This window comes from Candidatus Mycolicibacterium alkanivorans (assembly GCF_022760805.1).
GTDB lineage: Bacteria > Actinomycetota > Actinomycetes > Mycobacteriales > Mycobacteriaceae > Mycobacterium > Mycobacterium alkanivorans.
Window position 1 is genome coordinate 39934 of sequence record NZ_JAIVFL010000001.1, and the last position, 25712, is coordinate 65645.

Annotated in this window: 30 protein-coding genes and 3 tRNA genes; 8 read left to right on the top strand and 25 right to left on the bottom strand. The window is 63.9% G+C overall.

Going from position 1 to position 25712, the window contains the following annotated elements:
* Positions 1 to 8: 8 nt before the first annotated feature.
* The 5 genes from K9U37_RS00220 to K9U37_RS00240 form a co-directional block, all read right to left on the bottom strand.
* Positions 9 to 1148 carry an MATE family efflux transporter gene (locus tag K9U37_RS00220; RefSeq protein ID WP_243069993.1) on the bottom strand — a complete coding sequence of 380 codons (1140 nt, stop codon included), beginning with the start codon at positions 1146 to 1148 and terminating at the stop codon, positions 9 to 11.
* A gap of 89 nt (positions 1149 to 1237) precedes the next feature.
* Entirely contained in the window at positions 1238 to 2320 is a 1083-nt protein-coding gene (locus K9U37_RS00225) for a glycosyltransferase (RefSeq protein WP_243069994.1), read from the bottom strand.
* 116 nt (positions 2321 to 2436) lie between these two features.
* Complete coding sequence (locus K9U37_RS00230) at positions 2437 to 3681, bottom strand: glycosyltransferase family 4 protein (protein WP_243069995.1); 1245 nt, start codon at positions 3679 to 3681, stop codon at positions 2437 to 2439.
* On the bottom strand, positions 3678 to 4988 hold the full coding sequence (locus K9U37_RS00235) for a nucleotide sugar dehydrogenase (RefSeq protein ID WP_243069996.1): 1311 nt from the start codon (positions 4986 to 4988) through the stop codon (positions 3678 to 3680). The genes K9U37_RS00230 and K9U37_RS00235 overlap by 4 nt, the downstream gene beginning before the upstream one ends.
* Positions 4989 to 5352: 364 nt before the next feature.
* The gene (locus K9U37_RS00240) at positions 5353 to 6078 is read right to left on the bottom strand and encodes an IS701 family transposase (RefSeq protein WP_443627152.1); all 726 of its coding nucleotides are present in this window, start codon (positions 6076 to 6078) and stop codon (positions 5353 to 5355) included.
* A 438-nt stretch (positions 6079 to 6516) separates the two neighbouring features.
* On the opposite strand from K9U37_RS00240, the gene K9U37_RS00245 reads away from it, so the two are divergent.
* The 4 genes from K9U37_RS00245 to K9U37_RS00260 all read left to right on the top strand — a co-directional run bounded on the left by K9U37_RS00245 (position 6517) and on the right by K9U37_RS00260 (position 10936).
* Positions 6517 to 7041 carry an arsenate reductase/protein-tyrosine-phosphatase family protein gene (locus tag K9U37_RS00245; RefSeq protein WP_243073154.1) on the top strand — a complete coding sequence of 175 codons (525 nt, stop codon included), beginning with the start codon at positions 6517 to 6519 and terminating at the stop codon, positions 7039 to 7041.
* 146 nt (positions 7042 to 7187) lie between these two features.
* On the top strand, positions 7188 to 8678 hold the full coding sequence (locus tag K9U37_RS00250) for a sugar transferase (protein WP_243069997.1): 1491 nt from the start codon (positions 7188 to 7190) through the stop codon (positions 8676 to 8678).
* Positions 8679 to 8968: 290 nt separating this feature from the next.
* The gene (locus K9U37_RS00255; RefSeq protein WP_243069998.1) at positions 8969 to 9955 is read left to right on the top strand and encodes an endonuclease/exonuclease/phosphatase family protein; all 987 of its coding nucleotides are present in this window, start codon (positions 8969 to 8971) and stop codon (positions 9953 to 9955) included.
* A complete protein-coding gene (locus K9U37_RS00260) occupies positions 9956 to 10936 on the top strand; it encodes an endonuclease/exonuclease/phosphatase family protein (RefSeq protein ID WP_243069999.1) in 981 nt (326 codons plus the stop codon).
* On the opposite strand, the gene rplA is transcribed toward K9U37_RS00260, so the two are convergent.
* The 12 genes from rplA to K9U37_RS00320 form a co-directional block, all read right to left on the bottom strand.
* The gene (gene rplA, locus K9U37_RS00265; protein WP_243070000.1) at positions 10908 to 11618 is read right to left on the bottom strand and encodes a 50S ribosomal protein L1; all 711 of its coding nucleotides are present in this window, start codon (positions 11616 to 11618) and stop codon (positions 10908 to 10910) included. The two genes, K9U37_RS00260 and rplA, sit on opposite strands and share 29 nt — an antisense overlap.
* Positions 11619 to 11679: 61 nt before the next feature.
* The gene (rplK, locus tag K9U37_RS00270; RefSeq protein ID WP_243070001.1) at positions 11680 to 12111 is read right to left on the bottom strand and encodes a 50S ribosomal protein L11; all 432 of its coding nucleotides are present in this window, start codon (positions 12109 to 12111) and stop codon (positions 11680 to 11682) included.
* 80 nt (positions 12112 to 12191) lie between these two features.
* Entirely contained in the window at positions 12192 to 12983 is a 792-nt protein-coding gene (gene nusG / locus K9U37_RS00275; protein ID WP_243070002.1) for a transcription termination/antitermination protein NusG, read from the bottom strand.
* A 28-nt stretch (positions 12984 to 13011) separates the two neighbouring features.
* Complete coding sequence (gene secE, locus K9U37_RS00280) at positions 13012 to 13437, bottom strand: preprotein translocase subunit SecE (protein ID WP_243070003.1); 426 nt, start codon at positions 13435 to 13437, stop codon at positions 13012 to 13014.
* Positions 13438 to 13527: 90 nt separating this feature from the next.
* Positions 13528 to 13600 (bottom strand) — tRNA-Trp (locus tag K9U37_RS00285).
* A gap of 120 nt (positions 13601 to 13720) precedes the next feature.
* Positions 13721 to 14248 carry a (3R)-hydroxyacyl-ACP dehydratase subunit HadC gene (gene hadC / locus K9U37_RS00290; RefSeq protein WP_243070004.1) on the bottom strand — a complete coding sequence of 176 codons (528 nt, stop codon included), beginning with the start codon at positions 14246 to 14248 and terminating at the stop codon, positions 13721 to 13723.
* Between the two features lie 2 nt (positions 14249 to 14250).
* Positions 14251 to 14679 carry a (3R)-hydroxyacyl-ACP dehydratase subunit HadB gene (gene hadB / locus K9U37_RS00295; protein WP_243070005.1) on the bottom strand — a complete coding sequence of 143 codons (429 nt, stop codon included), beginning with the start codon at positions 14677 to 14679 and terminating at the stop codon, positions 14251 to 14253.
* On the bottom strand, positions 14666 to 15145 hold the full coding sequence (gene hadA, locus K9U37_RS00300; RefSeq protein WP_243070006.1) for a (3R)-hydroxyacyl-ACP dehydratase subunit HadA: 480 nt from the start codon (positions 15143 to 15145) through the stop codon (positions 14666 to 14668). The genes hadB and hadA overlap by 14 nt, the downstream gene beginning before the upstream one ends.
* 15 nt (positions 15146 to 15160) lie before the next feature.
* Positions 15161 to 15328 carry a 50S ribosomal protein L33 gene (rpmG, locus tag K9U37_RS00305; RefSeq protein WP_102141889.1) on the bottom strand — a complete coding sequence of 56 codons (168 nt, stop codon included), beginning with the start codon at positions 15326 to 15328 and terminating at the stop codon, positions 15161 to 15163.
* Between the two features lie 39 nt (positions 15329 to 15367).
* A tRNA-Met gene (locus tag K9U37_RS00310) sits at positions 15368 to 15441 on the bottom strand.
* Positions 15442 to 15478: 37 nt separating this feature from the next.
* Positions 15479 to 15551: transfer RNA gene (locus K9U37_RS00315), tRNA-Thr, on the bottom strand.
* A gap of 78 nt (positions 15552 to 15629) precedes the next feature.
* Positions 15630 to 16094: a hypothetical protein gene (locus K9U37_RS00320; protein ID WP_243070007.1), complete on the bottom strand. Its 465-nt coding sequence runs from the start codon at positions 16092 to 16094 to the stop codon at positions 15630 to 15632.
* A 129-nt stretch (positions 16095 to 16223) separates the two neighbouring features.
* Between K9U37_RS00320 and K9U37_RS00325 the strand changes: the two genes are divergently transcribed.
* Complete coding sequence (locus K9U37_RS00325) at positions 16224 to 16940, top strand: MBL fold metallo-hydrolase (RefSeq protein WP_243070008.1); 717 nt, start codon at positions 16224 to 16226, stop codon at positions 16938 to 16940.
* Positions 16941 to 17040: 100 nt separating this feature from the next.
* Here K9U37_RS00325 and K9U37_RS00330 read toward each other — a convergent pair whose 3' ends face one another.
* Positions 17041 to 17343, bottom strand: a complete 303-nt coding sequence (locus K9U37_RS00330) for a ribbon-helix-helix domain-containing protein (protein ID WP_243070009.1) — start codon at positions 17341 to 17343, stop codon at positions 17041 to 17043.
* Between the two features lie 19 nt (positions 17344 to 17362).
* Positions 17363 to 17659 carry a hypothetical protein gene (locus tag K9U37_RS00335; protein ID WP_243070010.1) on the bottom strand — a complete coding sequence of 99 codons (297 nt, stop codon included), beginning with the start codon at positions 17657 to 17659 and terminating at the stop codon, positions 17363 to 17365.
* Positions 17660 to 17923: 264 nt separating this feature from the next.
* On the opposite strand from K9U37_RS00335, the gene K9U37_RS00340 reads away from it, so the two are divergent.
* Together K9U37_RS00340 and K9U37_RS00345 are read left to right on the top strand one after the other, a co-directional pair.
* Positions 17924 to 18622, top strand: a complete 699-nt coding sequence (locus K9U37_RS00340; RefSeq protein ID WP_243070011.1) for a crotonase/enoyl-CoA hydratase family protein — start codon at positions 17924 to 17926, stop codon at positions 18620 to 18622.
* Between the two features lie 3 nt (positions 18623 to 18625).
* Positions 18626 to 19213 carry a TetR/AcrR family transcriptional regulator gene (locus K9U37_RS00345; protein WP_243070012.1) on the top strand — a complete coding sequence of 196 codons (588 nt, stop codon included), beginning with the start codon at positions 18626 to 18628 and terminating at the stop codon, positions 19211 to 19213.
* Positions 19214 to 19219: 6 nt separating this feature from the next.
* Here the strand turns inward: K9U37_RS00345 and K9U37_RS00350 are convergent, their stop codons facing one another.
* From K9U37_RS00350 to K9U37_RS00365, 4 genes are all read right to left on the bottom strand, one after another.
* On the bottom strand, positions 19220 to 19654 hold the full coding sequence (locus tag K9U37_RS00350; protein WP_243070013.1) for a type II toxin-antitoxin system VapC family toxin: 435 nt from the start codon (positions 19652 to 19654) through the stop codon (positions 19220 to 19222).
* Positions 19651 to 19905 carry an antitoxin gene (locus K9U37_RS00355; RefSeq protein ID WP_243070014.1) on the bottom strand — a complete coding sequence of 85 codons (255 nt, stop codon included), beginning with the start codon at positions 19903 to 19905 and terminating at the stop codon, positions 19651 to 19653. Before K9U37_RS00355 ends, K9U37_RS00350 begins: the two co-directional genes overlap by 4 nt.
* Before the next feature lie 113 nt (positions 19906 to 20018).
* Positions 20019 to 20180 (bottom strand): SpoIIAA family protein, encoded by a 162-nt coding sequence (locus K9U37_RS20105; RefSeq protein ID WP_243070015.1) that lies wholly within the window; start codon positions 20178 to 20180, stop codon positions 20019 to 20021.
* Positions 20181 to 20486: 306 nt separating this feature from the next.
* A complete protein-coding gene (locus K9U37_RS00365; RefSeq protein ID WP_243070016.1) occupies positions 20487 to 22070 on the bottom strand; it encodes a zinc ribbon domain-containing protein in 1584 nt (527 codons plus the stop codon).
* A gap of 23 nt (positions 22071 to 22093) precedes the next feature.
* On the opposite strand from K9U37_RS00365, the gene tnpA reads away from it, so the two are divergent.
* Positions 22094 to 22507, top strand: coding sequence for an IS200/IS605 family transposase (tnpA, locus tag K9U37_RS00370; RefSeq protein ID WP_243073155.1), 414 nt, complete (start codon positions 22094 to 22096; stop codon positions 22505 to 22507).
* A 284-nt stretch (positions 22508 to 22791) separates the two neighbouring features.
* Here the strand turns inward: tnpA and K9U37_RS00375 are convergent, their stop codons facing one another.
* Positions 22792 to 24921, bottom strand: a complete 2130-nt coding sequence (locus K9U37_RS00375) for an IniB N-terminal domain-containing protein (RefSeq protein ID WP_243070017.1) — start codon at positions 24919 to 24921, stop codon at positions 22792 to 22794.
* A 366-nt stretch (positions 24922 to 25287) separates the two neighbouring features.
* Complete coding sequence (gene usfY, locus K9U37_RS00380) at positions 25288 to 25605, bottom strand: protein UsfY (protein ID WP_243070018.1); 318 nt, start codon at positions 25603 to 25605, stop codon at positions 25288 to 25290.
* Between the last annotated feature and the right edge of the window lie 107 nt (positions 25606 to 25712).

The window sequence follows — 25712 nt, forward strand, 5'->3', positions numbered from 1 at the left end:
GGTTGGCGTCAGTTTCCAAGAGTCGTCCGCCTTTCCTCAAACGTCTTTTTTGAATACAGCAGCGCGTACAACCATGCCCAGATTGAGAGCAGCGCGGCCAGTGCAGATCCGACCCCGGCTCCGATCACGCCCCCAACGGCTGCGCCCGTGATGAGGGCGACTGCCTGGATCACCGATGCGAACGGCCGCAGTAGAATGATCAGGCCCGCTGAGTCCCGGAGTCTCATGACCTGAACGAAAACTTGCGCAATCGCGTTGAAGAGGTACGTGGCGATCAATAGAGGTGCCACCGGCCGCCCCTCGTACCAACTCGGACCGAGTGCAAACTCTCCCCATCTGGAGGGGACAAGCGTGACTGCAAGTGCACACAGCCCGCAAAAGGCCGCGAAGGCGGCCGTGACAGCGGGGACTGGGCTTGGCAGCGCACGGTGCGGAGAGGATGAACGGCGGATTCGCGGGATCAGAAACACGATCATCGCAGAGTAGGCCACATTGAGCGGGCCGACGATGACGTAGCCGGCGCGGAGTCCTCCGGCGACCGCTAGGCTTGACACCACCGGTATGAGGGCGGTGGCCGCTTGACCAATTCCGCTGGCGGCGATGAAGTCACCCGCAAACTGCGCACCTGCAACTCGGCGCTGTGCTATCCAACGACTCGCGCCGCTAACCCTCGGTCTCAATTGGGGCAACGTTGCCAAGGCGACGCCGGCACCAAGGGCTGCGCCGAGTCCCCAACCTAGAAGTGCTGACGGTATGGAAGGGACACCCAGCGCAGCAAGCGCCGGCGATGCAAACAATGTCCCAAGCAGCCAAACCACATCTATTGTCAACGCGCCACTATTCCGTTCTTCTGTGAATGCGATGTACCGAATCGAGTCGGCTAGAAATGCGAATGGCATGGTAACCGCGAAGCTCGCCAATATCCACGTGGCGTCTTTTGGGACGATCAGAGCGCAACTCGCGAACAAGATGGCTGAAATTGCCCCAGCGGCAAGCGAGGTTGTCGCACTAAACGAGCGCCATTGACCCGTGGGTTCTAGCTTTTCGTGTCCCAAGATCAGGTTGAGTTCTCCAACGAACGAACGGCTAATTCCGAATACAACAAAATACGCCGCATACGCGACCGCGAACACACCAAATTCGCTCACCGACGAATCGCGTGCGGCGTACATAGACAGGGCTAGGGTAATGAGACTCGCTACAGCTTGATCAGCTGCAAGTTGAATAACGTGCCGCTTCACCGTCTCGCACCAGGGATCAATGAACCCCAAGAGTTCAATACCGTCCCCTCGCTGAAGTACTTCTTGCGAGCACGGGCGGCTTTGGGATAATCGTATGTCTTGGAGCTGGCACGTATGATTGCTGAAGCGAATTCCGTAGGCGTTGCTTGCGAGCACTCACCGCATGCGAACGAAGGCACCATCTCATTCATCACAGGCATGTCCAGGACCACCACCGGGCGACACATCGCCGACGCCTCGACCATCGTGTAGCCGAAAGTCTCCGCAAACGACGGGTGAACCACGACGTGTGCATTGTTTATCAGGCGGTCAGCATGTGGGACGTAGCCAAGGAGCCGTACGCGATCTCTCAGACCAAGTTCATCGATCAGCAAGCTCAGTCGCTCACGCTCCGGCCCATCGCCGGCCACTTCCAACTGATAGTTCTGCGGTAGATGTTGCATTGCACGTACGGCAAGTGCCCAATTTTTGCGTTGGGTTAGGGAACCGATGCCCACCAGGCTGATCACGTCATCAGAGTCGGGACCCCGAATGATATCGGGCTTTTCGGTGTTGTCTACGATATCGGTTATATTGGGTATAACGGTCAATTTCTTCAGAGGCCAGGTAAGAGGTGCGATAGCTGCGCGATTCGACTCACTGACGCAGACGACACGTTCCAGGCGAAACGCCAATAGACGAACCGCAATGGCTACGACAGTGACGGCAAATTCGTTGCGAATGCGCCAGGGGAGAATGCTGTGCTCCCACAACGTTAGTTTGAATGGCGAGAATATCGACGCGGCAGCGAGCGCAGCGAAAGCCCACGAACCCACCCCGACAAGTACGGCGCCGGCCTCAGACCGCTCCCTGGCAACTCGCCGCAACTGCCGAAACGCGCGCAACCGCCCCCGCCAGCCTCGTGGTTGCTCTAACGTTGTGACGGGATGATCAGCATCGACTGGCGGTGGACCAGAAATGAGAACCAGCTCAATTTGATCGGTAGGAAGACGCGCCATAAGCGACTCAAGCGCCTTCGGGATACCCAACCGCGGCTCCACCCAATCTGCGATAAAAACGATCGGTCTTGATAGCGGCATATGCTAACCTCGCGCTTTCATGCAGTCACGGCCATGGTGCGCGGTCGACAGAGAAGGCATCTTTCAATCGAACCACGCGGGTTGACGAGTCCGAATATCTGTTAACGATCGGGCTATCAGTCTGATACATAGGTCTTACGCCCAGGCACAGCCATAACTTCGTCATAGGCACGGAGCAATTTGGGAACTTCGTACTGCCAAGCCAGTTCATTCGCGACGCGACGCCTGCCAAACGCACCCATTTGAGCTCGCCGCTCCGGGTTATCGAGCAATTCAATGATCTTTCGCGCCATGTCCTCAGCGTCGTTTGGCGCGGCGTAAAGAGACGACTCGCCAGCTGAGAATCGTCCTTCAGTCAAGTCGAATTGCACGATCGGCTTACCAAGCGCCATGTACTCCATGATCTTGTTCATTGTCGACTTGTCGTTCATCTCGTTCGCAACATCTGGATTAACGCAAACGTCGGCAGTATTGAGCATGTCGAGTAGTTCGGCATCCGGGACACGACCCGTGAAGGTGACGTGCTCACTCACCTCGAGAACCACTGCTAATTCTTGCATCTCAGCCAAGGATGTGCCGCCGCCAACCAAGCCGAAGTGCACGTCGTGACGTTCCATTTCAAATACGATGTGGCGCACGGCACGCAGCAGTAAGTCAATCCCTTCCTGCTTGCCCATGACACCGACGTAACCGACCAGGAAACGTCGGCCTCGCTTCAACTCTGGCTTCGGGGGCACGATCTTGAGCCGATCGAGCATGGGTCCGCTCCGCACCACAAATACGCGTTGGGGATCCATGCCGCCGCGCTCGATGGCGATACGCCGGTAGGACTCGTTAGTCGCAATCGACACATCGGCGGTCACAAAGGTCGCCCGCTCCAACCAAATCATCAGCCTCCAAAAAAAACCACGACGGCCGAACTTCGCCTCGTACAGCTCGGGGTTGATGTCGTGGTGGTCGAACAAGAACCGTGTTCTCGCGAACAACTTGAAGAACCCACCGACAACGAACAAGAAATCTGGCGGATTACACGCATGTACCACGTCAAACCCTCGTTCACGCCAAACCCTGAAGGCCAGACGGAAGGTGTGCCAGAGGGCAGCGGAGTACTCGGCCAAGTAGCCCAGAGCCCCGTCACCTTCGGCCGGAAGGTCGTACCGGTAGATATGGATTCGATCAATGATTTCATGCGATTTTTCGTAACCCTTGCCGGTTGGGCAAATAATGCTCACTTGCCACCCATGATCCTGCAGCGTGGTCGCCTCTTGCCAAACTCGCCGATCGAAGGGCGAGGGCAAGTTTTCCACGAGGATCAATACTCGACGCCCACGGGTGGGGCTTCCTGCGCCCGAAAACGTCACCAGCAAACTCCGTCGTAATCTTCACTACTGGGACGGTCAGTAACGCGCGCTAAGTCGACGACAAGTTGACCAGGCCGACTATTCGCCACCGCTGACCGAAATTCGTCCGTCGCATTTCCGATCACTACGGTTTCAGCGAAATCCATCACCTCACCGACCGTCTCAACCATAAGCCGCGAAATATGCGGGATATGATTGAGAATGTAATCGCGGTTGGCACCCGCTAATACTGCGATCCTGACATTACAGTCGTACAACCGCAGATCGTGCCCTTTGCCAATTAACCGCTCGATGACGTCAACGATCGGCGACTCGCGAAGGTCGTCAGTACCCGCTTTGAACGCGAACCCCAAGACGCCGATCCTGCGGTTACCTTTTGAAGTGATCATCTCAACCGCACGATCTACATGCCGTCGATTCGACGGCAAGATCGCATTGAGTAACGGCAGATCGAGATCCAGGTTGCGCGCCTTGTAGGTGAGGGCACGAACATCCTTTGGCAAACACGACCCGCCGAAGGCAAATCCAGGCTTGAGGTAGCTTGCTGACAGATTGAGCTTCGCGTCCTGCGAGAAGATTCCCATCACCTGCTGACCGTCAATACCCACCGCTTTACAGATCGTACCGATCTCATTCGCGAAATCAACTTTCAATGCATGCCAGTTGTTGTCGGCATACTTGACCATTTCCGCAACTTCTACCGACGTTCGGACCAGCGGTGCGTCGAGCGCCCCATACAGCGTGACCAGACGCTCGCCCGCGCTTTCGTCGGACTCACCTATGACCGTCTTCGGCGGGTGATAGTAATCCCAGACGGCTGTGCCTTCGCGAAGGAATTCTGGGTTGATGCAGACACCGAAGTCGACACCGGAGGTTTTTCCGGATGAGGCCTCCAGCGTCGGTATTACAACCTCGCGTACGCTGCCCGGCAGCATCGTTGATCGGACCGCGACGACGTGGTAGCCGACCTTACCCTTCAGTGCCTCGCCGATCTCCTCACAGACCCGGCGGACGTAGCTTAGGTCGAGGTTGCCATTCAGTTGGCTCGGGGTACCCACGCAGATTAGCGATAGCTCAGTTGCGTGAATTGCCTCGGCCGTTTCCGTGGTAGCGGACAATTTGTCGGACGCTACTGCGGCCGCGATCATCTCGCCGATGTCTGCTTCTATGATCGGTGCGCGACCCGCGTTGATCAGATCGACTTTGGTTTGATTGGGGTCGACACCGATCACGTTATGTCCATCGTTGGCCAGGCACCCAGCGGAAACCGTCCCGACGTAGCCCAACCCCAGAATGCTTATGTCCATCTACCCTCCCCCGATCGAGCCCAGAGCTTTCGGTCTCGCGCCAGCTCCCACACACACTCTAGCCAGTAGGCGTCGTGGTCGCGGGCCGAGCGGTCTTCGATGCGCCAGCGCTGCCCGGCCACTGCCACCAGGGTGCGCACCGGCACTGGGTGTGGGCTGTAGCAGCGTAGGTAGGCCAGTTCCCCGGTGGTGTCGTTGCGGCGGATCAGCAAATGATGCACACCGGTGTCGGTATCGTCTTCGGCCGACAGGCGAAACCAGGCCCAGGAGTACAGACGCGGGCCGTGCGCCCCGACGCCGGCTGAGTGTCTCTGCCAGGCATGTGCCGGTATCAGTGCGGGCAGCGCATCGACGCGCAGCCGGCCTACGTGGGTCGGTAACGCGCCGGTTTGGCCGCGATCGCCAGCACATACCCCAGGTGATGGCTGCAGATAGCGGCGCGCAGCGTGGGGTCGGCGCCGTACACCTCGTCACCGGCCACCCACGCGGCCGGGATCTCGGCTGCCACGGCGCGGTTGATCAACGCCATGGCCAGCGTCGGCTTGGTCGCAAAGCCTCTGTCGTCCTGCGGGATTCCCGCCGCCTGGCAGCGATCGGAGTCCTCGGTCCAGGACTTGGGTAGGTACAGGGCGCGGTCGATCAACGCGTGCCCACGCGGGGCGGCGTAGGTCAGGTACACCGCGACTTGGGAGTTCTCGATGCGCCCCGCGGTCCCGGAGTATTGGCGTTGCACCCCGACGGTCGGGGTGCCTTTCTTGACGTCGCCGGTTTCGTCGACCACCAAGATCGCGCCGGGGTCGCCGAAGGCGTCGACGACGTAGTCCCGCAGGTCATCACGCACCCCGTCAGCGTCCCAACTGGCGCGAGCCAGCAGGTGCTGCAAACCATCCGGAGTGGCCGAACCACGGTGCTCGGCGATGGTCCAGCAATTCTTGCGGTCCAGCCCTGAGATCATCCCGGCCATCAACTCCCCGGCACGCCGCAGCGGCTCGTACCGGGCGAATCGCGGCGCGATCCGATCCAGAACTGCCGAGAACTCCGTCTGCCATCGATCAGGGTCTACGCTATGAGCCGCGGTGACCGCGGCCAATTCTGGTGTCTTCACAAACTCTGAACAATGCCGCGGTCACCTCCCTGACCTGCGCAGACACGCCGAATCCCGCCAGCCCCGATCTACGGCTGCAATACTTGACGAGCACGGCGTGCACCCGGGCCTTGAGTCCGGAGCGGATCGCCACGATCTTGGCTCAGTAGCGCACCAGTTCCCGCAACTCACGAACCTGGCGGGGTCGCTTCATATCCGCACATCCTCACCACCAATGACGCCATCGTGTTCATCCTGAGTGCCGGTCAACACACATGAAGAAGGCGACCGCTTCGTTCATCCCAGAATGTCCCTTCGCCATGGTAAGTCACTGGGTTCGTGACGCGTTCGGCACGAAGCACGAGGGATAAGTACTATTCGGTCAGGCTGAGCCCCGCGGGGAAGCAGTCGTCAACTCGGATTGGTGAGAGTGAGGGTGTCACTCTGTACGTCCTGTTCGTCTGCACCGGAAACATCTGCCGCTCCCCCACCGCCGAACGACTAGCCACGGCGTACGCGACTCAGCTCCAGATGACCAACTTCACGGCATCCAGCGCCGGAACCCGAGCCATGATCAACCGTCCCATCCACCCGGCCGCAGCACCGGTGCTCGAGAAACTGGGCGGCGACGCATCCAATTTCGCCGCGCGCCAACTGACGCCACGAATCGCGTCCGATGCAGATCTTGTCCTGACCATGACTCAGGCCCACCGCGACACCGTTCTGGAGCTCGCCCCTCGACAACTGCACCGGACATTCACACTCCCCGAGGCCGCCCGTCTCGCCGCTGAGTTCGGCCCAGACAAACTGTCAGACCTTCCGAGGCTGCGGGCGTATCTGCGCGCAGGCGAGGCGCCCGACATCACCGACCCAATCGGTCAGGGTCCAGAAATCTTCTCGGAGGTGGGCTCACAGATCGCCGAGCTGCTGCCCCCAGTGCTCGAGCTCTGCCAACGCTCCCAAGTCTAATGTTCCCAGCAGGTGAAATTTGCGCTAACAAAAGGACCAAGGGCCTCACCTTGATCTGTTCCCTCGCCGGGACACCACCACCTATGTAATGATCTCAGCGGGTCAATGACGTTCCTGCGGGGAAGCGGGCGTTTTGGGGGAGGAACATGACGGCGGTAAACGATCGGCTGGAATCACCAGCGGAAGTCGTTCCGATTCCAGAAACACTTCCGACATGGCAGCAGAGGTATTCACGCCGGCTGGGTGCAGTCGATTTAGTCGGCGTCCTCTTAGCCGTCGGTCTCGCCCATTGGCTACGTTTCGGCGCATTGCCGGGGCTCGAGTCGGTCTACAAGTATTCGAACTACCTTCCGGTGTCGATCGCCATCGCGGTCATTTGGCTGCTGACGCTCTCGATCAACCACTCCCGCTCGCAGCGGATCATCGGCTCAGGTGCCGAAGAATACCGCCGCGTGTGGGCGGGCACGGCGGCGGTTTTCGGAGGCGTCGCAATCGTCTCGATGCTGTTGAAGCTCGAGATTGCCCGTGGCTACCTGATGATCGCGCTGCCAGCCGGCATCGTCTTCCTGGGTCTGGGCCGATGGGCGGCGCGTCGGATGGTCGTGCGGGCACGGCAGAAGCACGGCCACTACATCACGCGGGTCATCGTCGTCGGGAGCGCCTCGGCCGTGCGGGACTTGACCAAATCGCTAGCACGCGAACCGTGGTCTGAATACCAGGTAGTCGGCGCCTGTATTCCCGGCCGGACCAGTCGCACCGAGCTCGAGGTCCCCGGCGTCGGAGCCATCCCAACCTTCGGTGACGAATCCAACGTCGTTGGTGCGGTCACCGCCACCAACAGCCACGCTGTGGCAATCACCGCCACCGAGCGGCTCGACGGTCGCGGAATCCGGAATCTGTCGTGGGAGCTGGAAAAGCTCAACGTCGACCTACTCGTATCGCCGGGCGTCGTCGACGTCGCCGGACCGCGCCTGCAGATGCGACCGGTCGCCGGCTTACCGCTCATCCACGTCGAAAAGCCGCAATATCACGGCGCCAAGCGGTTCCAGAAGCGACTGTTCGATACCGTCTTCTCCGGCATGGTTCTGCTGTGCGGACTTCCTGTCCTTGTTGCCATCGCCATCGCCATCAAGCTGACCAGCAAAGGCCCGATCTTCTATCGCCAGGAACGGATCGGGTTGGACGGCGAGCCGTTCGAGATGGTCAAGTTCCGGACGATGGTCGACGGCGCCGACCGGATGCTCGGTCAACTCGTCGAACTGAACGAGAGTGACGGCGGGGTGCTGTTCAAGATGCGCAGCGATCCGCGGATCACGCCTGTCGGCCGGTTCCTTCGCAAGTACAGCCTCGACGAGCTGCCGCAGTTCATCAACGTATTCAAGCGGGACATGAGTGTGGTGGGACCGCGACCGCCGCTGGCCAGCGAGGTCAAGTCGTACGACGATCACGCGAAACGGCGGTTGCTCGTTCGTCCCGGCATCACCGGTCTGTGGCAGGTCAGCGGTCGCTCCGATTTGTCCTGGGAGGACTCGGTTCGCCTTGACCTGTTCTACGTGGAGAACTGGTCGATGATCTCCGACCTGCTTATCGCCCTCAAAACGGTCAGAGCCGTATTGAGCCACAGCGGCGCATACTGAGCCGCTACTGCCTGGTCAACCGTCGCCCACTGATAGCCTGCGGTCAACCACAGTCGCTCAGGGAGTTCGTACGTTCTGCTATCCAGCAGATGCCGTGCGCTCCTGACGAGGCTGGCAGTCGCCGCACTGTTGTTCGCTGTGCTCACGCTGGTTGCGCGAGCCCAGACGGATCCGGCCGCCGCAGATCTGACAAGTCCCGTTGCGTTCTGGTCGGCCCATGGCGTCCATGATGGTCCCCAGACTGATAGCGTCGGCCATCGAATCTGCGGTGCGCGGGGAGGACAGCACTTATGTCCAAGAAAGTCCGTGTCGGCCTTCTGACCGCGCTGGCGATCGCCGCTCTCCTCTTCGCCGCTGCCGCCGTCGTAGCAAGAGCCAGGCCGATCTCCAATATTCCGGACCTTGTCCTGGCAGTCGGATCGCCGTACGTGGCGTTGGTCGCCCTGGCCGGGTTGATCGTGGCCTCCACGGCTAAGCGAACGACATTGTCCGTTTTCGCCGTGGTTGTCATCGCTGCCGCACTGGCGGTCCAAGTCTCCTGGTACTACCTCGGGCAGCGACCCACAAATGAAGGCCAGCATGTCGACATTCGGGTGCTCTCCTCTAATCTCCGCTACGGGCAAGCCGACCCTTCATTCTTTGTCAAGCTCGCAGAGCAGAACGCCGACGTCATCACCGCCGCGGAGCTGACCCCCGAAGCGGTACAACGATTCACGCAAACCGGCATCGACAAGACATTCCCGTATTCAAGCCTCATCCCTGCCCCGCGCGCCGGCGGCGTCGGTATGTGGAGCCGATACCCTCTGACCACGCTCTCGGTAGCTCGGCACCGGGGGATCTCGATCCCCGCCGTACGCCTCGAAGTCCCTGGCGTGGCAACTGAGCCGGTCCTTGCCAGCGTTCACGTCTACTCCCCAGTTGCCGGCGAAAACAACACCGACCCCGAGTGGCGCAACGGAATGGCCGGCGCCACGGCCCAGCTCGCCAACTTCGCCCAGATCGCAGGCCCCGGTGCTGTCATCGTCGGTGGCGACTACAACAGCACGCCCGACATGCGCCAGTTCCGCGACCTGCTGACCGACGGCTACCGCGACGCCGTCGAGCAGCTCGGCGCCGGCTTCGCCCCGACATTCCCTTCCAACTCCTGGTACCCGCCGCTGCTTACCATCGACCACGTGCTGACCCGCAACGCCGCCGCCTCATCGATCCGCACCATCGAAGTCCCCGGCTCCGACCACCGCGCACTGCTCGCCACCTTCGAAGTGCCAGCCGGCTAAGTGAGAGGCCTACTCCTGCGCACCTCCGCGTACATCGTCGCGATCCTCGGCATGCTCCTCACGGCGACTGCCCTCATCGCACGTCTGATACCCATCACCAACCACGTCGTCCTGGGTGTCGCCGCCCTCTCCCCCTACCTGACGGCTGGCGCCGCGACCGCCGCTGTGCTACTACTCGTCACGCGCCGATGGATCACAGGAGCGGCAGCCGCCGCACTCACCGCGCTAGCAATCGCAGTGCAACTGCCGTTGTTCACCGGCGCCAACTCGTCCAACGGCGCCACCGTCCGGGTCTTCACGGCAAATGTCCGCATGGGCGAGGCCGACCCAAAGGCCTTGCTGGACATCGCGAATCAGAACGCAGACGTCGTCGTCCTCGAGGAACTCACCGCAGAACTCGCCGACGCCCTCGACCAGACCGGCATCAACAACGCCTTCCGCTACCAGACCCTCGAGCCCGGTGAGAACGGCTCCGGCGTTGGCATCTGGAGCCGCTTCCCCATCACGCTGTCCAAGCGCATCGGGGGCTACCGCCTCGGTATGCTCAGCGCCTACATCTCCGTTCCCGGCACACAGCGGGACGCCGTCTTCGTCGCCACGCATCTGGCTGGCCCGTGGCCGCAGGACATCGAACCCTGGCGCGAGGAAATCCACAGCCTCCCGGCCACTCTCAACACCGTCAAAGAGCAAGCCTACGGCCGGCCCGTTATCGTCGCCGGTGACTTCAACGCCACCTACGACATGGCCCCGTTCCGCGACTTGCTCACCAACGGATTCGCCGACGCCGCAGAACAATCCGGCGCCGGAATCACCCGAACGTTCCCGGCCGACGAGAAACTACCGCCATTACTGGGGATCGATCACGTCCTGACCTACAACGCCACCGCCACCGACGTGCAGACCGTCAGAGTCCCAGGCTCAGATCACCTGGGACTGCTGGCGACGATAGGGCTTACGCCTCTTCGAGGAAGTTCCGGATGACGGCCGGGTCCACCGGGATACCCGGGCCCGTGGTCGTCGACACGGTGATCTTCTTCAGGTACCGGCCCTTCGACGACGACGGCTTGGCCCGCAAGACCTCGTCCAGCGCGGCGCCGTAATTCTCGGCCAGCTTCTTCTCGTCGAAGGAGGCCTTGCCGATCACGAAGTGCAGGTTGGCCTGCTTGTCGACACGGAAGTTGATCTTGCCGCCCTTGATCTCGGTCACGGCCTTGGCCACATCGGGGGTGACGGTGCCGGTCTTGGGGTTGGGCATCAGGCCACGCGGGCCCAGCACGCGGGCGATGCGACCCACCTTGGCCATCTGGTCGGGCGTGGCGATCGCGGCGTCGAAGTCGAGCATGCCGCCCTGGATCTGCTCGATCAGGTCGTCGCTGCCCACGATGTCCGCGCCGGCGGCGATGGCAGCCTCAGCCTTCTCGCCCACCGCGAACACCGCAACGCGCGCCGTCTTGCCCGTGCCGTTGGGCAGGTTCACCGTGCCGCGCACCATCTGGTCGGCCTTACGCGGGTCGACGCCCAGCCGGATCGCCACCTCGACGGTCGCGTCCTGCTTCTTCGACGAGGTCTCCTTGGCGAGCTTGGCCGCCTCGAGCGGGGTGTACAGCCGCGACTTGTCGACCTTCTCGGCGGCTTCGCGGTATGCCTTGCTGGTCTTGCTCATTGTTATCTCCTAGTGAGAGGTGTGGTTGACGAGCCGAAGCGGGCTCTCCCACGGAATCGAATTATTCGACCGTGATGCCCATCGACCGGGCAGTGCCAGCGATAATCTTGGCGGCCTGGTCGATGTCGTTGGCGTTGAGATCTTCCTTCTTGGTCTCGGCGATCTCGCGCACCTGATCCCAGCTGACCTTCGCCACCTTGGTCTTGTGCGGTTCGGCCGAACCCTTCGGCACACCGGCGGCCTTGAGCAGCATCCGGGCAGCGGGCGGCGTCTTCAGCGCGAAGGTGAAGCTGCGGTCCTCGTAGACGGTGATCTCCACGGGGATGACGTTGCCGCGCTGGTTTTCCGTCGCGGCGTTGTACGCCTTGCAGAACTCCATGATGTTGACGCCGTGCTGGCCGAGCGCAGGGCCGACCGGCGGGGCGGGGTTGGCCTGCCCGGCCTGGATCTGCAGCTTGATCAGCCCGGTGACCTTCTTCTTCTTCGGGGCCATGGGTGTTCGAATTCCTCTCTACATTTCAGTGATTTCGGCGCGCTTGTCGTCGCTGAGCGACCGCAAGCGCGCCGAAATCGCTAGATCTTGGCAACCTGGTTGAAGGTCAGTTCGACGGGTGTCTCGCGGCCGAAGATGGACACCAGCACCTTGAGCTTCTGCTGCTCGGCGTTGACCTCGCTGATCGACGCCGGCAGCGTCGCGAACGGCCCGTCCATGACGGTGACCGACTCGCCCACCTCGAAGTCCACCAGGATCTCCGGGCGCTCCAGCGTCGCCTCCGACGAAGCGGCCGCAGACGTCGACGCGGCCTTGCCCGGCTTCTTCGCCGCGCCCTGCGGCAGCAGGAACTTCACCACGTCGTCCAGCGACAGCGCCGTCGGCCGCGAGGTCGCGCCCACGAATCCGGTCACACCCGGGGTGTTGCGCACCGCGCCCCACGACTCGTCGTTGAGCTCCATGCGGACCAGGATGTAGCCCGGCAGCACCTTGCGGTTGACCTGCTTGCGTTGGCCGTTCTTGATCTCGGTGACCTCTTCGGTGGGCACCTCCACCTGGAAGATGTAGTCGCCGACGTCGAGGTTCTGCACGCGGGTCTCGAGGTTGGCCTTCACCTTGTTCTCGTAACCGGCATAGGAGTGGATGACGAACCAGTCGCCCGGCTTGCTGCGCAGCTCAGCCTTGAGCGCTGCGGCCGGATCGAGTTCCTCCTCGGCGGCCTCGCCGACGGCTTGCGTCGACTCAGCGTCAGGCGTCGCCTCCAACTCAGGTGCGGCCTCGTCCGATGTCGCCGCCGTCGCGGCTCCGGTCTCCTCGTCGATCACGTCGACGACGGCCTCACCCGGGGGCACATCGCCTTCGGGGGTTGTCACGGTAGTCAGTCCTCTCTAAAAATCCACGTCAGCCGAACACCCACAGCACCAGCTTGGCCAGGCCCAGGTCGACCCCGCCGATCAGGGCCACCATGAAGGCCAGGAACAGCAGCACCACGGTGGTGTAGCTGACCATCTGCTTGCGGTTCGGCCAGATCACCTTTCGCAGTTCGGCGACCACCTGCTTGAGGTAGTTCCACACGAACAGGATCGGGTCGCGCGACGGTCCGGCCTTGGCCGTCTTCGGCTTCTTGGCCTTCTTGGATGTCTCCTCGACGCCGAGTTCCTCGGCACTCGATTCGGCTTCCTCCGGCTCGGCCAGCGCGGTGGCACCCCGCTGCCGGGATCGCTTGCCGGTGGGACGCTGAGGGCGGCTCACGACGACGGTCTGGCCGCCAGTGGTGTCCTCGTCGCCGTCGCCTGCGGCGTCAGCACTATCGCGCTCGTCGCTCACCGCATGCTCCTTTGTGTCGAGTCCGTCAGGGTTGGGGGTTCCCAGCCCGGTGTGCACCCTCCAGTGTCCACCATTGCCTATTCAGTTGAGCAGGGGCGACAGGACTTGAACCTGCAACCTGCGGTTTTGGAGACCGCTGCTCTGCCAGTTGAGCTACGCCCCTTCGCAGACGTCCCCCCACATAATTCGCGCGCTCCCCGTTCGGTCAACCCGAACCGACGGACAGCGCGCTCACGTGGGAAAACCCCGAGGTTCGAGTGTACAACGGCGCACCGGGCAGGTGTTAATCCGTTGCGTCGTCGAACCGGACCGGCTTGCGCAGTACCTGGCCGGTTTCCGGGTCCCATCCCGCCGAGATCGAGTTGTCGCCCTCGTGGCCCATCAGGGTGGTGAAGGCCTCCATCACCACCTCGCCGGTCTTCGCGTCGGTCAGCACGTTTCGGGAGGTGACGATGTCGGCGCCGAACCGCTCGGCGACGGAGTCGATGTACATGGTGCCGATCACCTCGTCGCCCTCCAGGATCGGCCGGTGGAACCAGAACTTCTGGTCCACCTGCACGATCTGCATGGTCTCGAAGCCCACGTCGACGTGCTGAAAGAAGTGGCGCTGGATCATGATCGCCAGGATCGACATGTAGGTCAGCGGCGCCACCAGGCCATCGTGGCCGAGCGCGCGGGCGGCGTCGACATCGATGCTGGCCGGGTCGTGGGCCTTGATCGAGTTCGCGTACTGCCGGATCTGTTCGCGGCCGACGGTGAAGGTCTCGGGGTACCGCCACACCATCCCGCGGATGTCAGTCTTGAGTGCCATGGTTATGCCAGCTTCGCGATAGCGATGGCGCGGCCGAAGATCTTCTTCCCACCCGTGGTGGCCGTCAGCGCGATCTGCACAGTCCTGGTGTCGGCGTCGGCCGACTTGATCCTGCCGCTGAACACGATCTCGGCGCCCACGCCGTCGTTGGGCACCGGCACGATCGCGGTGAAGCGGACGTTGAACTCGGTCACCGCGCCCGGGTCGCCGATCCACTCGGTGACGTAGCCGCCGCCGAGGCCCATGGTCAGCATGCCGTGGGCGATCGCGGTGTCCAGACCGACCTGCTTGGCGATCTCGTCGTCCCAGTGGATCGGGTTGAGGTCGCCGGAGACGCCGGCGTAGTTCACCAGATCCGCACGGGTCAGGGTGATGACTCTCTCGGGCAGCTCTTCGCCGACCTCGACCGAACCGAACTCACGCAGTGCCATCGTTGAAGCCACTCTCTCCGTTTTTCTCGCTGCGTCCCGCAAGCGTCGTGTACGTCTCCTGGACTACCTTGCCGTCCTGGTTGGTGACGACGTTCTTGGTGACGATGATGTCGGTACCGTGGGCCTGCCGAACCGAGTCCACGTACACGTCGCAGTAGAGCTTGTCTCCGGCCTGCACCGGCGCGAAGTACTTCAGCTTCTGGTCCACCCACACGATCTGGCGGTCGGTGATACCGACGCTGGCCTGGGCAAAAAACGCCGTCTGGGCCTGATAGCCGAACACGCACATGAACGTCGGCGGCGCCGGCAGCCCGCGGTAACCCAGTTCGGCGGCTGCTTCTTCGGAGAAGAACGCCGCATCGTCGTTGTGGACGGCCCTCGCGTACTCGCGAATCTTCTCCCGCTCCACCACGTAATGGTCGGGATAGCGGTAGTGCGCCCCGACGAGGGAAGCGGATAATGCCACGGGCCAGAACCTAGATCAGCGCGACTCTTTGTGCGGCTGATGTTTCCCGCAGTTCGGGCAGAATTTCTTCAGCTCGAGCCGGTCGGGATCGTTGCGACGGTTCTTCTTGGTGATGTAGTTGCGGTGCTTACACACCTCGCAGGCCATAGTGATCTTCGGCCGTACGTCGGTACTGGAGGCCACGTCCGTTGCCCTCTTTCACGCTCTAGTAGTTCGTTCCTGTAGCGGTGGGGAGGCTCGATCTCCCGACCTCACGATTATGAGTCGTGCGCTCTAACCAGCTGAGCTACACCGCCCCGATAGGCGCGGGCGGAGCCCCGCTCGCGTCCACCGAGCCCCCTAACGGAATCGAACCGTTGACCTTTTCCTTACCATGGAAACGCTCTACCGACTGAGCTAAGGGGGCCTGACCCGCGGAAGGCGAACCGCCGCCGTGGGCCTTAAAGAGGGTACAGCCTGCGGCTGGGCTCAGCCAAACCGCTCGTCAGGGAACCTTGACCAACGCAAATTGGCTCGCGGCGTTGTGCGGCTTGTTGCCGTCGCATACTCCGGGGTCGAAGAAGGAGCGGTAACCGGTGTTCGCGGCGGCGTCCCAGGAAAAGCTGTACGTGACGTTGTATTTCGTTTTGTCCTTGCAGGTTCGCGTGGCATCAACGGGCTCCATGATCCACGAGCCCACAGTCCAGTAAGCGTTCTTAGTCCAGTGCGGCTTCTTTCGCGCCGTGTCCGATGCCGAAAACTCAGCGACCTTGATGCACTGGTCGGCATCGTCATCACATGGGTCGGCGGCCCAGAATACGGTGGCCGTTGATTGATTCTTGAACAAGAAGTCATATGTCCCGACCGCGTTCCGCGTGATGTCGTCCGTTGCAGCGGCCGGCCCGGCTAGCCCAACCCCCACAACACTTGTCGCGAGAACCGAAGCCATTGCAAACCGCGTGAGTTTCATCCCGCTCCTACAAAGTTGACGTACCGCAGCGAGGCGGTAGACGAGGGTTACCGACGCTGATAATAGGCGTGGATCACAAACCCCGTGGGCCGAACCTAGCCAAGCAGGTGGGGGCCTAGTCTTAAGGCCATGGCATCGAATGACCGGCTGTATTTCCGCCAGTTGCTCTCCGGCCGGGATTTCGCCGCCGGAGACATGGTGGCACAGCAGATGCGCAACTTCGCCTACCTCATCGGGGACCGCGAGACCGGCGACGCCGTGGTGGTCGACCCGGCCTATGCCGCCGACGATCTGCTGGACACCCTCGAGGCCGACGGTATGCACCTGTCCGGGGTGCTGGTCACCCACCACCACCCCGACCACGTCGGCGGCACCATGATGGGCTTCACCCTCAAGGGTCTGGCTGACCTGCTCGAGCGCGCCGAGGTGCCCGTTCACGTCAATACCCATGAGGCGCCGTGGGTTTCACGTGTCACCGGCATCCCGATGAGCGACCTGACCACTCACGAGCACGGCGACAAGGTCGCCATCGGCGACATCGAGATCGAATTGCTGCACACCCCCGGCCACACCCCGGGCAGCCAGTGCTTCCTGCTCGACGGCCGCCTGGTCGCCGGCGACACCCTGTTCCTCGACGGCTGCGGGCGCACCGACTTTCCTGGCGGCAACGTCGACGACATGTTCCGCAGCCTGCAGCAGCTGGCCGCGCTGGCCGGTGATCCGACCGTCTTTCCGGGGCACTGGTATTCCATCGAGCCGAGCGCCGCGCTGTCCGATGTCAAGCGGTCCAACTACGTCTACCGGGCGTCGAACCTGGATCAGTGGCGCACGCTGATGGGCGGCTAGGCACCCTCATGCAAGCTGAATCCGTGGCCGACACTCTCTCGGCCGACGCCTTCCCCCCTCGGGGGATCCGATCCCGCGGCGCATCAATCACAAGGCGGTGTCATCGGGGCGATTTCAGAGGATGATTACCAAGGAACTCAACGACCGCCTGGCGAATCAACTCTGACGGCGAAGACCCCTCATCCTCGGCTCGACGCACAAGCTCAGCACGGATTGCACCAGGCAACCGCACACTGATCACCGGCGTCTTGCCCTTTGCCGCAACCCCCTTGGCCGGTCGCCCCATGCGGAGAAACGCCGGGTTCACCTCGAGCGACAGAATCTCTTCGACAGTCGGGGGATTGCCGGCGTAGTCCTCGGCCATGTCGGCGTAGTCGGCATCAGTAAAGCGCTTGCTGGTCATGTCACGCGTCCTTTCGTTGTCACGCCCGCTGCGGGCCATAATCGGGGTCAATGAACTCATCGAGGCCAAGCGACGCCACCAGGCCCGGGCGCAGCATCATCGCGTGGAACACCTCGGCGACAGCCGTCTCGGCGAGATCAGCAATGACTTCGATCCACGGCTGGCTGTCGGCCGCCGGGCCGATGAACAACACCGGCGCAGCGCCCTCACGCCGAGCGGCGATGATGACGCGCAGGACCGGAAAGCTCACGACCGTGCGGATTTCGTCCTCGCTGATGAGATGGTCCAGGGCGCTGGGCCTTATCTCGATCCGCACAAAGATAGTGTACGACACTTATGGCATGCTCGACTACTTCCAGGCCGCCTGCAGGGAGACCCGCGTCGACGTGCTGCGCAGTGCGGTCGAGCGGATGCGCCGAGCGACCGAGGAGACCCAGAACCGTTGGCGCAGAGCATAGTTCGACCCACCGACCGGGGTGGTACGGCTCCCCCGGTGGCTTGGGCTGATCGCCTCTTGGCAATCGGAACTTCGTTACGTAACGTCGGTACGAACAGTCGACCCTGCGACGAAGGAGCACCCATGAGCGGGCCGGTCAGCTATCGCACGGACGACGCGATCGCCGTCATCACCCTCGACGACGGCAAGGCCAACGCACTGGGCCCGAGCATGTTGGAGGCGATCAACGCCGCCCTGGACCGCGCCGAGGGCGAGGACGCCGGGGCGGTGGTCGTCGCTGGAAACGACCGGGTGTTCAGCGGCGGCTTCGACCTCAAGGTGTTCCGCTCCGGCGACATCGAGGCCTCAATCGCCATGCTGCAGGCCGGGTTCAACCTGGCCCACCGGCTGCTGTCCTTCCCCAAGCCGGTCGTGGCGGCCGTCACCGGCCCCGCGATCGCGATGGGTTCCTTCCTGGCGTGCAGCTTCGATCACCGAGTTGCCGCCCACAGCTACCACTTTCAGGCCAACGAGGTGGCAATCGGCATGGTGCTGCCCTACCCCGCCCTCGAGGTGATGAAGCTTCGGCTGACCCCGTCGGCCTTTCAGCAGGCGGTGGGTCTGGCCAAGACATTCTTCGGCGAGACCGCGCTGGCGGCCGGCTGGGTGGACGAGATCGTTCTGCACGACCAGGTGCTGCCGCGCGCCCTGGAGGCCGCCCGCGAGTTCACCACGCTGACCGCCGGTGCGCACCTGGCCAGCAAGATGCGGGCCCGGCAGGCCACGCTGGATGCGATGCGGACCGGCATCGACAACATTCACGCCGAGTTCGGACTGTCCTAGTCCGTGGCAAGGGTCAAGCAGCGCACGCCGGAGCTGCGCGACCGGGTGGTCGACGTCGCGGTGAGCACACTGTGCGAGGACGGCATGTCCGGCTTCACCACCCGCAGGGTGGCCGAGCGCGCCGGTACGTCGGTGCCCGCGGTCTACGAGCTGTTCGTCGACAAGGACGGACTGCTGAAGGCGGTGTTCTTCGAAGGGTTCCGCCGGCTCGGTGGGGAGCTGGCCGCCCTACCGGAGACCGCCGACCCGCTGGCCGACCTGCGGGCGCTGCTCCCGGTGTTCCGCCGGTTCTGCCTGGACTATCCGCCGCTGGCCCGGGTGATGTTCGGCCGCCCGTTCCAGGACCTCGACGCCGGGCCCGAGCTCGCGGCCGCGCCGACGGTGCGCGAGATCCTGGTCGGCAAGGTGCAGCGCTGTATCGACGCCGGAATGCTGGCCGGGGACCCGGTCGACGTCGCCCACGTATTGCTCGCTCTGGCACAGGGACTGGCCGTCCAAGAGGCGGGTCGGTGGCTGGGCACGTCGGCGGCGTCGGTCAACCGGCGCTGGGATGTCGGGGTGCAGGCCGTACTGGATGGCTTCGGCCGCTAGAGCCGCTCAGAGCAGAGCATCCGGGCGATCCCACTGCACACCCGCGAAGCGCCCGAAGTCGCTGTCGTAGGACACGATCCTGGCCCGGTTCTCGATCGCCAGCGCCGCCAGATGGGCGTCGTTGACCAGATTGCCACCGGCGCCCACGTCGTCGAGCAGCCGACCCAGGATGTCGTAATGCCGGACGCTCGGACTCACCAGCGCAGCGCCCGGGGCCTGACACCAGTCGGCGACCTGGCCCATGGCCTCATCGACGCGAAGCGGGGATGGGAACAGGCCCTCCTTTGTAGTCAATCGGATGAACGCAAGGAGCACCACCCACGTCAGCCCGACGGTATCGGACCCCGACAACGCGACATCGAGCCACCGCCGCGACGCTTGGTGGTGATTGCTGGCCGAATTCACCGCATACAGAAGCACATTCGCGTCGACGATCCTCACGCGCCGCGGCGCTGTCGACGAACCAGCTCCTCGTCTTCCAACTCGGCAGCCAACTGGAGGGCCCGGTCCAAATTAACCGCCGGCACCCCGAGGTCTGCCGTCCGAGTCCGAAACGGCGCCGCCGCGGACGGACCTTCCGCGCCATCGCGAATGGCGTCATTGAGCGCGGTCTTGAACGACACCCCGCGCCGCTTCATGACCCGGCGCAGCAGCGCGACCACGTCGTCGTCAAGGGTGACCGTCGTGCGCATGATGACATCATAGCATCAGCCATTCCGACAGCATGCTGTCAAAGACCGGCGCGGTGGGCCAGCTGCGGGCCGACCAACTCCGACGGCGGGCACAACCGGCCGGAAACCTGGTCCTAGTTGCCGGCGATCCACTGCCGCGCCTGCTCGACCTCTCCGGCCGGGAAGTGGCGGATCTGCGCGGAGACGAAGTGCGATCCCAGGTGCTCGGCGACGTCGGCGAGGTGGGAGTCGGTGACCACGGCGACCTTCTTGATGTGCTTCTCGTGGTCGCGCACGAAGCGGCGGCATGACCATCGCCCCGAAGCCGTCCCAGCCCGGGAAATGCGGTGCGTCGATGATGACGCCGGCCAGGTCTCCGGTCGATTCGATGTGCGGGTCGATGGTCTTGGCCAGTTCGGCGAAATCGTTCTTGTCGAAGGCCGACTCCGGATGCACATTGACGTCCTCCCCGCAGTGAACTGCGGGGATTCCTCGTGCCGGCCGGCTGTCTCGATAGGCGCTCATGCGGCTATCGCCGTGGGCTGGTCGGTAGTGGAGGTTTGTGCCGAGCGGCTCTGTCGCATCTTGGCCCGCGCTGCGCGTCAGGCTTTGATGCGCGCCACTGACCTCCGCGAGGGCGGATGTCTGCGGCCTCGCCGCTTGCGTGCTGATGCACTACGGCTGGACTTCGGCGACTCGTCGACGTCGTGACGATGCCCCCAGCCCTGACGGGCTGACGGCAAGTCCAGCCGATCGACCCCATCGACCCCGGTGCGGACATGCAGTCCCAGGCAGGCCGAAAACAGGTCCCGATCCTCTGTGATGCCGCATGCGCAGCGGTGGACCCGTTGCGAAAGCGGTTTCTTCTTGCGGTTCCCGCACAGGCAGGTTTGCGACAAGGCGGTGGTGCGTGGGTTGTACTCGTAGAGCTGCTGTCCGCCGGCGCTTTCAGCCTTGCGGCGCATCACCTCCACCAGCAACCCGGGTGCCCGGTCGCGCACACTGCGCGGAAAGTTCTTCTGCCACGACAAGTAATCGAGTCGCTCACAGGCGATATCGGCGCCGTGGCCCAACAGCCGGTTGCCCAGCGCCCCATGCAAGGTTTTGCGGTGCTCGGCCAGGCGGCGATGCAACTCAGCAACCCGGCCAGCGGTCCGCTGCGCGGCGTGCGAACGCCGCCAGCCGCACCGGACCCACGTGTGGGTGCCATCGGAGCGGAAACAGTCTGGTGATCCGGCGCGGTGCTGGCGATCCAGATGCCGTTGCGCGCGGCGCAGCCTCTTGGTGTCCAACCGGATGGCATCCGCCAACGGTTCCACCCAGCCCGACCAGCTCCCGTCGGCGCGCGACACGGCGACCGCGATCTGGCTCGGGCCGAGGTCGAACGACACCCGCCCATCGCCGACCGGGTGCCGGCGGGTCGGACGCCCATCACAGACCAGTTGCATCCGGTAGGTGTCGCTGCCGTTGATCACCGTGCGCACAATCCGGGTCGACAACACCTTCCCGGCCGCGATCAGCGCTTCGATCTCAGCGAGCTCGGCCTGCTGCTCACGGCCGCGCCGCCCCGACACCGCCGGCGCGGCGATCGGCGCCACGAACCCCGCGCCCCACTGCAACCCGACCAACCGCCCAGCATCATCGGTGTTCGGCCGCAGCGCACCATTGCCGTCCTTGGCCGCCACCGAATGCAGACCGCGCCGGGCGTTCTTGAACCGCGGCTTGCCCTTCTTGCCGACGTGCCACTGGCGCACCGCATCAAACGCTCGCACCCCCAGATTCTGGGTCTCCTGCGCCGGCAGATGTTCACGCACCCACGACTTGCGCAGCGACGACGCGAACGACTGTGCGGCATCGGCGGTGAACCCATGCGCAGCCTGCACCGCCCCAAAGGCGGCACCACGCCTCTTACGCTCGGCGGCCGTGCGTCGCGGCAATTCGCGCGCCGCCTGCCAGGCCGGATCGGCCTTCACCGCGCGGCTACGCCCGATGAACTCGCCCAGCACCGCGTTATACACCCGCACCCCGGTGAAGAACCGAGTGCCGATCTGGCCGCACTGCGTTGGGGTCGGCCGCAGCGGCCACGACCGCACATGGGTGGGCGCGCCCTTCGGGCGTTTACGCGCACGCGGCTTGCGCACCGGCTCGGCGGCCGGTGTCGGCGCCATGCGATAGGCCTTACCCACAAGCTCAACCGTAGAGGTGACCACTGACACAAACGACGTATCGCCGTAAACGGCACAGCGTGTCGCTGCTGCACGCCCACCTCGTCTTCGTAACCAAGTTCCGACGCAAACTGTTCACCGATCCAATACTCACCTTCGCCGAAACCACCATGCGTACCGTGTGCGCCGAGCTCGATGTCGAGTTGGTCGAGTTCAACGGCGAAACCGACCACGTGCATGTGCTGGTCGCCTATCCGCCCACGCTGGCGATTTCCGTTCTCGCGCAGCGGCTCAAGGGCCGCACCGCTTACGCGGTGCGACGCGAATTCACCGGCGCGTGTGTGCGCGCCCGCATGCGCGGACACCTGTGGTCGCCGTCCTACTTCGCCGTCTCCTGCGGAGGCGCCCCGCTGTCGATCATCAAGCAATACATCGACGGCCAAGCCCGACCTCTCTGAACGCCGGGCTACGCCCGCCGACACACCGGATGGGCTCACCCCGCCATAAATGGCGAGGCTTGCGCCCAAGAATTCGGTCAACACCGATGTGGCCGTATCGAGGTCGTACTTGATCATGGTCACCATCGTGCACCCGAACCCAAGGCCCGGTAATGGGCCAAGGTCATCGAGTCCAAGGATGGGTTAGTCCGTGACCGCGAGCAGACGCAGAATCGCATCGATCGCACACTTTTCGTGCGATTGTGCGTCTGCTCGCCGGGAAAGCCACCCGCTGACTCTGCGACTCAGAAGCCCGTGTGCTGGTCGAACTGGTTGTGCGACGCCAAGTCGGTGGCCGCCTGGGCGTGCGAAGCCGACGGGTCGTGGCTGACGTCGAACAGCGAGTGGCTCGAGTAGTCGGTCGCCGCGTGCGACGACTGGTCGAACGCCGAGTGATCCGGCGCCGGGGCCGCCACGTGGGTCGACGACTCCAGTGCCGAGTGCTGGTCGACGTCGGCCGACGCGTGGCTGGCACCCACCGAGGTAGCACCGCTGGCTGCGCTGCTGCCCTGCGCCCCGGTGATGACCGAGGAGCCGTGCGAACCGGACGCCACCTCGCCATCGCCGACCGCCGAACCGCCGGTCTGGATGACCGCTCCTTGGCTGCCCGGCGCGTGCGTCACGACGCCCCCACCGGAGCTGATGGTGCTGTGCCCGCCCAGCGAGGCGCTGTCCTGGCCGAGGATGTCGGTGTGGGTGCCGAAACTGTTGTGAGCGTTGGCATTTCCGCTCAATCCGGTCTGCCCGGCCGACGCGGCCGCGTTGGTGGCGCCAGCCACCTGGACGGTGCTGTGCGCGCCTAGGGTGGTCGCCTCGTGGTTGAGGAAGTCCGCGCTGCCACCGGCCCCGGCGGTTGCGCCCGCAGCCACATTGGTGTGAGCACCGAGGTTCGCGCCGGCGATCGGTGGGGCAACCTCCGCGTTGGTGTGGCCGCCGAATGCGCTTGCGATATTGGTCTGTCCGCCGAACCCGCCGCCCAAGTTGGACTGCGCGCCGAAGCCACCGGCCACGGTGGACTGGCCACCGAGTGCGGCACCCTCGTTGTGCAGGAAGCTCGCGGCCGCGTTGTTGGAGGCCGCTGCCTGGGTGCCGACAGCAGCACCACCGAGGGGGCTTACGATCCCGGCCGAGGTGGCCGTGGTCATGGCGTTGTTGCCGGCGGCGCTCAGACCGCTCCCGCCGAGACCGATCGCCCCGCCGCCGCCAGCAGCGGTCTGGTTGGCGAAGCTCGCGCCACCGAGCGGACTGCTGACGCCGGCGCTGGAGGTGGAGCTGAAGTTCTCCTGCGTGCTGAGCCCGCTGTTGACAGAAGGCGTGCCCGCAGAGTTGGTGTTCAGCGCCGCGCGACGCTCAGCGTCGATTCCGCTGCTGGTCGAAAAGCGCGCGCGATCGACGGTTTCCGCGCTGCCACCCGCGGCAAGTCCGGTGCCGATGTTGGCCCCGGCGTTGCCGCCGACCTGCCCGCCGAGTTCACCACCCCCGCCGATCTGGGCTCCGCCACCGGCTTGTCCGCCGAGTTGTGTTGCGCCACCGAGTTCTGCACCGCCGGCGACCTGTCCGGTGCCGCCGACGCCGAAGCCGGTGCCAATGCCGCTCTCTCCGCCGACGCCAGCCTGTGCTCCCAGACCGGCATTGAAACCGCCGCCGACCTCCGCACCGCCACCGACACCGACACCGAGTCCAGTGCCCAGACCGACCTGGCTACCCAGACCCGTGCCCAGACCGACCTCAGTACCAAGCCCAGCGTCGAAACCACCGCCGACCTCCGCACCGCCACCAACACCGAGTCCAGTGCCCAGACCGACCTGGCTACCCAGACCCGTGCCCAGACCGACCTCAGTACCAAGCCCAGCGTCGAAAGCACCGCCGACCTCCGCACCGCCACCAACACCGAGTCCAGTGCCCAGGCCGACCTGGCTACCCAGACCCGCATTGACCCCACCGCCGGCGCCACCGCCGAGTTCGGCGCCGCTGCCGATGCCCAGGCCTGTCTCGAGCCCGCCGCCAAGAGCCGTGCCGAGTCCGGCACCGATGCCCTCGCCGACCGCGGCCGCCAGGCCGGTACCGGCGTCGGCACCGACCTGCAGCGCCTGGTCGCCGATCACTTGAGCGACGGGTGCGGCGAGGAACGGCACAGCCTCGGCCACCGGTGCGAAGCCGTACTGGTCCGAAACCGTCTGAGCCAGAGAGGAAACCGGGTCAGCGCCGACCAGTTGAAGACCGGGGATCGCCGAGGCGGCCACGGACTGGATCTGCTCGGGGCTGATGTTGGCCAGACCGGCATTGGCCAGCGCGGCATTGGGGTCAGCGACGAACGTCTGCGCGGCGCTCTCGTTGCGGAACAGGTCCAGGATGAATTGCAGCAGGGAGTCCATATAGGGAGTGCCTTTCTCGTAACTCGAACACTTTTCGCCGGCCCCGCCCGGTGACTGATTGCCACGCTATGGCGAAGCTCCCGCCCCCAACATGGGGCGCAGTCCCCTACCCGACAGGGCCCCTACCGGGATGTCCCAGCAATCCCCGTTAGGGGATTAGGGGATTCGGTTGGCCGGACTGCGCGTGAGCAGGAAACTTCCCACCTCGAACGCCATAAATACTGATCACGAACCACCCACCCGACAACCCGGGTGCCCGAACCGATCCCCAACTGTTACCCGGAAATCGACACTCAGGAAAGTTCCAGCAAACGCACAGGGCCTCGGCGTCCGTCGCTGGGACGGACGCCCCGCATCAGGCGGCAGCTACACCGCGTGGTGATGGTGGTCGCGCCAGTGGTTCGGATGCTCAGCCAGCCACTGTCGCTCCACCCGCTGCACCCGGTGATGTTCGACCGTGATCATCAGCGCGCCGGCGATCAGCAGCCCGGCCGCCACCGCAACCAAGACCGCCAGCGGCCCGTGGTCGTTGTAAGCAAGGGCCGCAACCACTCCGGCCATGCCGACCACACTGAGGGCGATCAGCAGCAGACCTGGAAACCACAGCGTGTCGATGAACGATTCACCGGCATGGGGTTGAGTTGTTCGGGAGTGATCCACCGGATCACGAAATGCACCCTTCATGGCGTCTCCCTTTCTCGACGAGACGCTTCCAGCCTACGCCGGTTGTGAGCTAAGTCACTACCCGCCTTCGCACTTCGGCGCGGGTCGCGCAGCGCTAATTGACTGCG

What these genes read in the sequence shown, in the direction of transcription:
- K9U37_RS00225 (WP_243069994.1), bottom strand. Translation starts at nt 2,320, where the DNA reads ATGCCGCTATCAAGACCGATCGTTTTTATCGCAGATTGGGTGGAGCCG.
- K9U37_RS00235 (WP_243069996.1), bottom strand. Translation starts at nt 4,988, where the DNA reads ATGGACATAAGCATTCTGGGGTTGGGCTACGTCGGGACGGTTTCCGCT.
- K9U37_RS00250 (WP_243069997.1), top strand. Translation starts at nt 7,188, where the DNA reads ATGACGGCGGTAAACGATCGGCTGGAATCACCAGCGGAAGTCGTTCCG.
- K9U37_RS00255 (WP_243069998.1), top strand. Translation starts at nt 8,969, where the DNA reads ATGTCCAAGAAAGTCCGTGTCGGCCTTCTGACCGCGCTGGCGATCGCC.
- rplA (WP_243070000.1), bottom strand. Translation starts at nt 11,618, where the DNA reads ATGAGCAAGACCAGCAAGGCATACCGCGAAGCCGCCGAGAAGGTCGAC.
- rplK (WP_243070001.1), bottom strand. Translation starts at nt 12,111, where the DNA reads ATGGCCCCGAAGAAGAAGAAGGTCACCGGGCTGATCAAGCTGCAGATC.
- hadC (WP_243070004.1), bottom strand. Translation starts at nt 14,248, where the DNA reads ATGGCACTCAAGACTGACATCCGCGGGATGGTGTGGCGGTACCCCGAG.
- hadB (WP_243070005.1), bottom strand. Translation starts at nt 14,679, where the DNA reads ATGGCACTGCGTGAGTTCGGTTCGGTCGAGGTCGGCGAAGAGCTGCCC.
- K9U37_RS00320 (WP_243070007.1), bottom strand. Translation starts at nt 16,094, where the DNA reads ATGAAACTCACGCGGTTTGCAATGGCTTCGGTTCTCGCGACAAGTGTT.
- K9U37_RS00325 (WP_243070008.1), top strand. Translation starts at nt 16,224, where the DNA reads ATGGCATCGAATGACCGGCTGTATTTCCGCCAGTTGCTCTCCGGCCGG.
- K9U37_RS00330 (WP_243070009.1), bottom strand. Translation starts at nt 17,343, where the DNA reads ATGACCAGCAAGCGCTTTACTGATGCCGACTACGCCGACATGGCCGAG.
- K9U37_RS00340 (WP_243070011.1), top strand. Translation starts at nt 17,924, where the DNA reads ATGAGCGGGCCGGTCAGCTATCGCACGGACGACGCGATCGCCGTCATC.
- K9U37_RS00355 (WP_243070014.1), bottom strand. Translation starts at nt 19,905, where the DNA reads ATGCGCACGACGGTCACCCTTGACGACGACGTGGTCGCGCTGCTGCGC.
- K9U37_RS00375 (WP_243070017.1), bottom strand. Translation starts at nt 24,921, where the DNA reads ATGGACTCCCTGCTGCAATTCATCCTGGACCTGTTCCGCAACGAGAGC.
- usfY (WP_243070018.1), bottom strand. Translation starts at nt 25,605, where the DNA reads ATGAAGGGTGCATTTCGTGATCCGGTGGATCACTCCCGAACAACTCAA.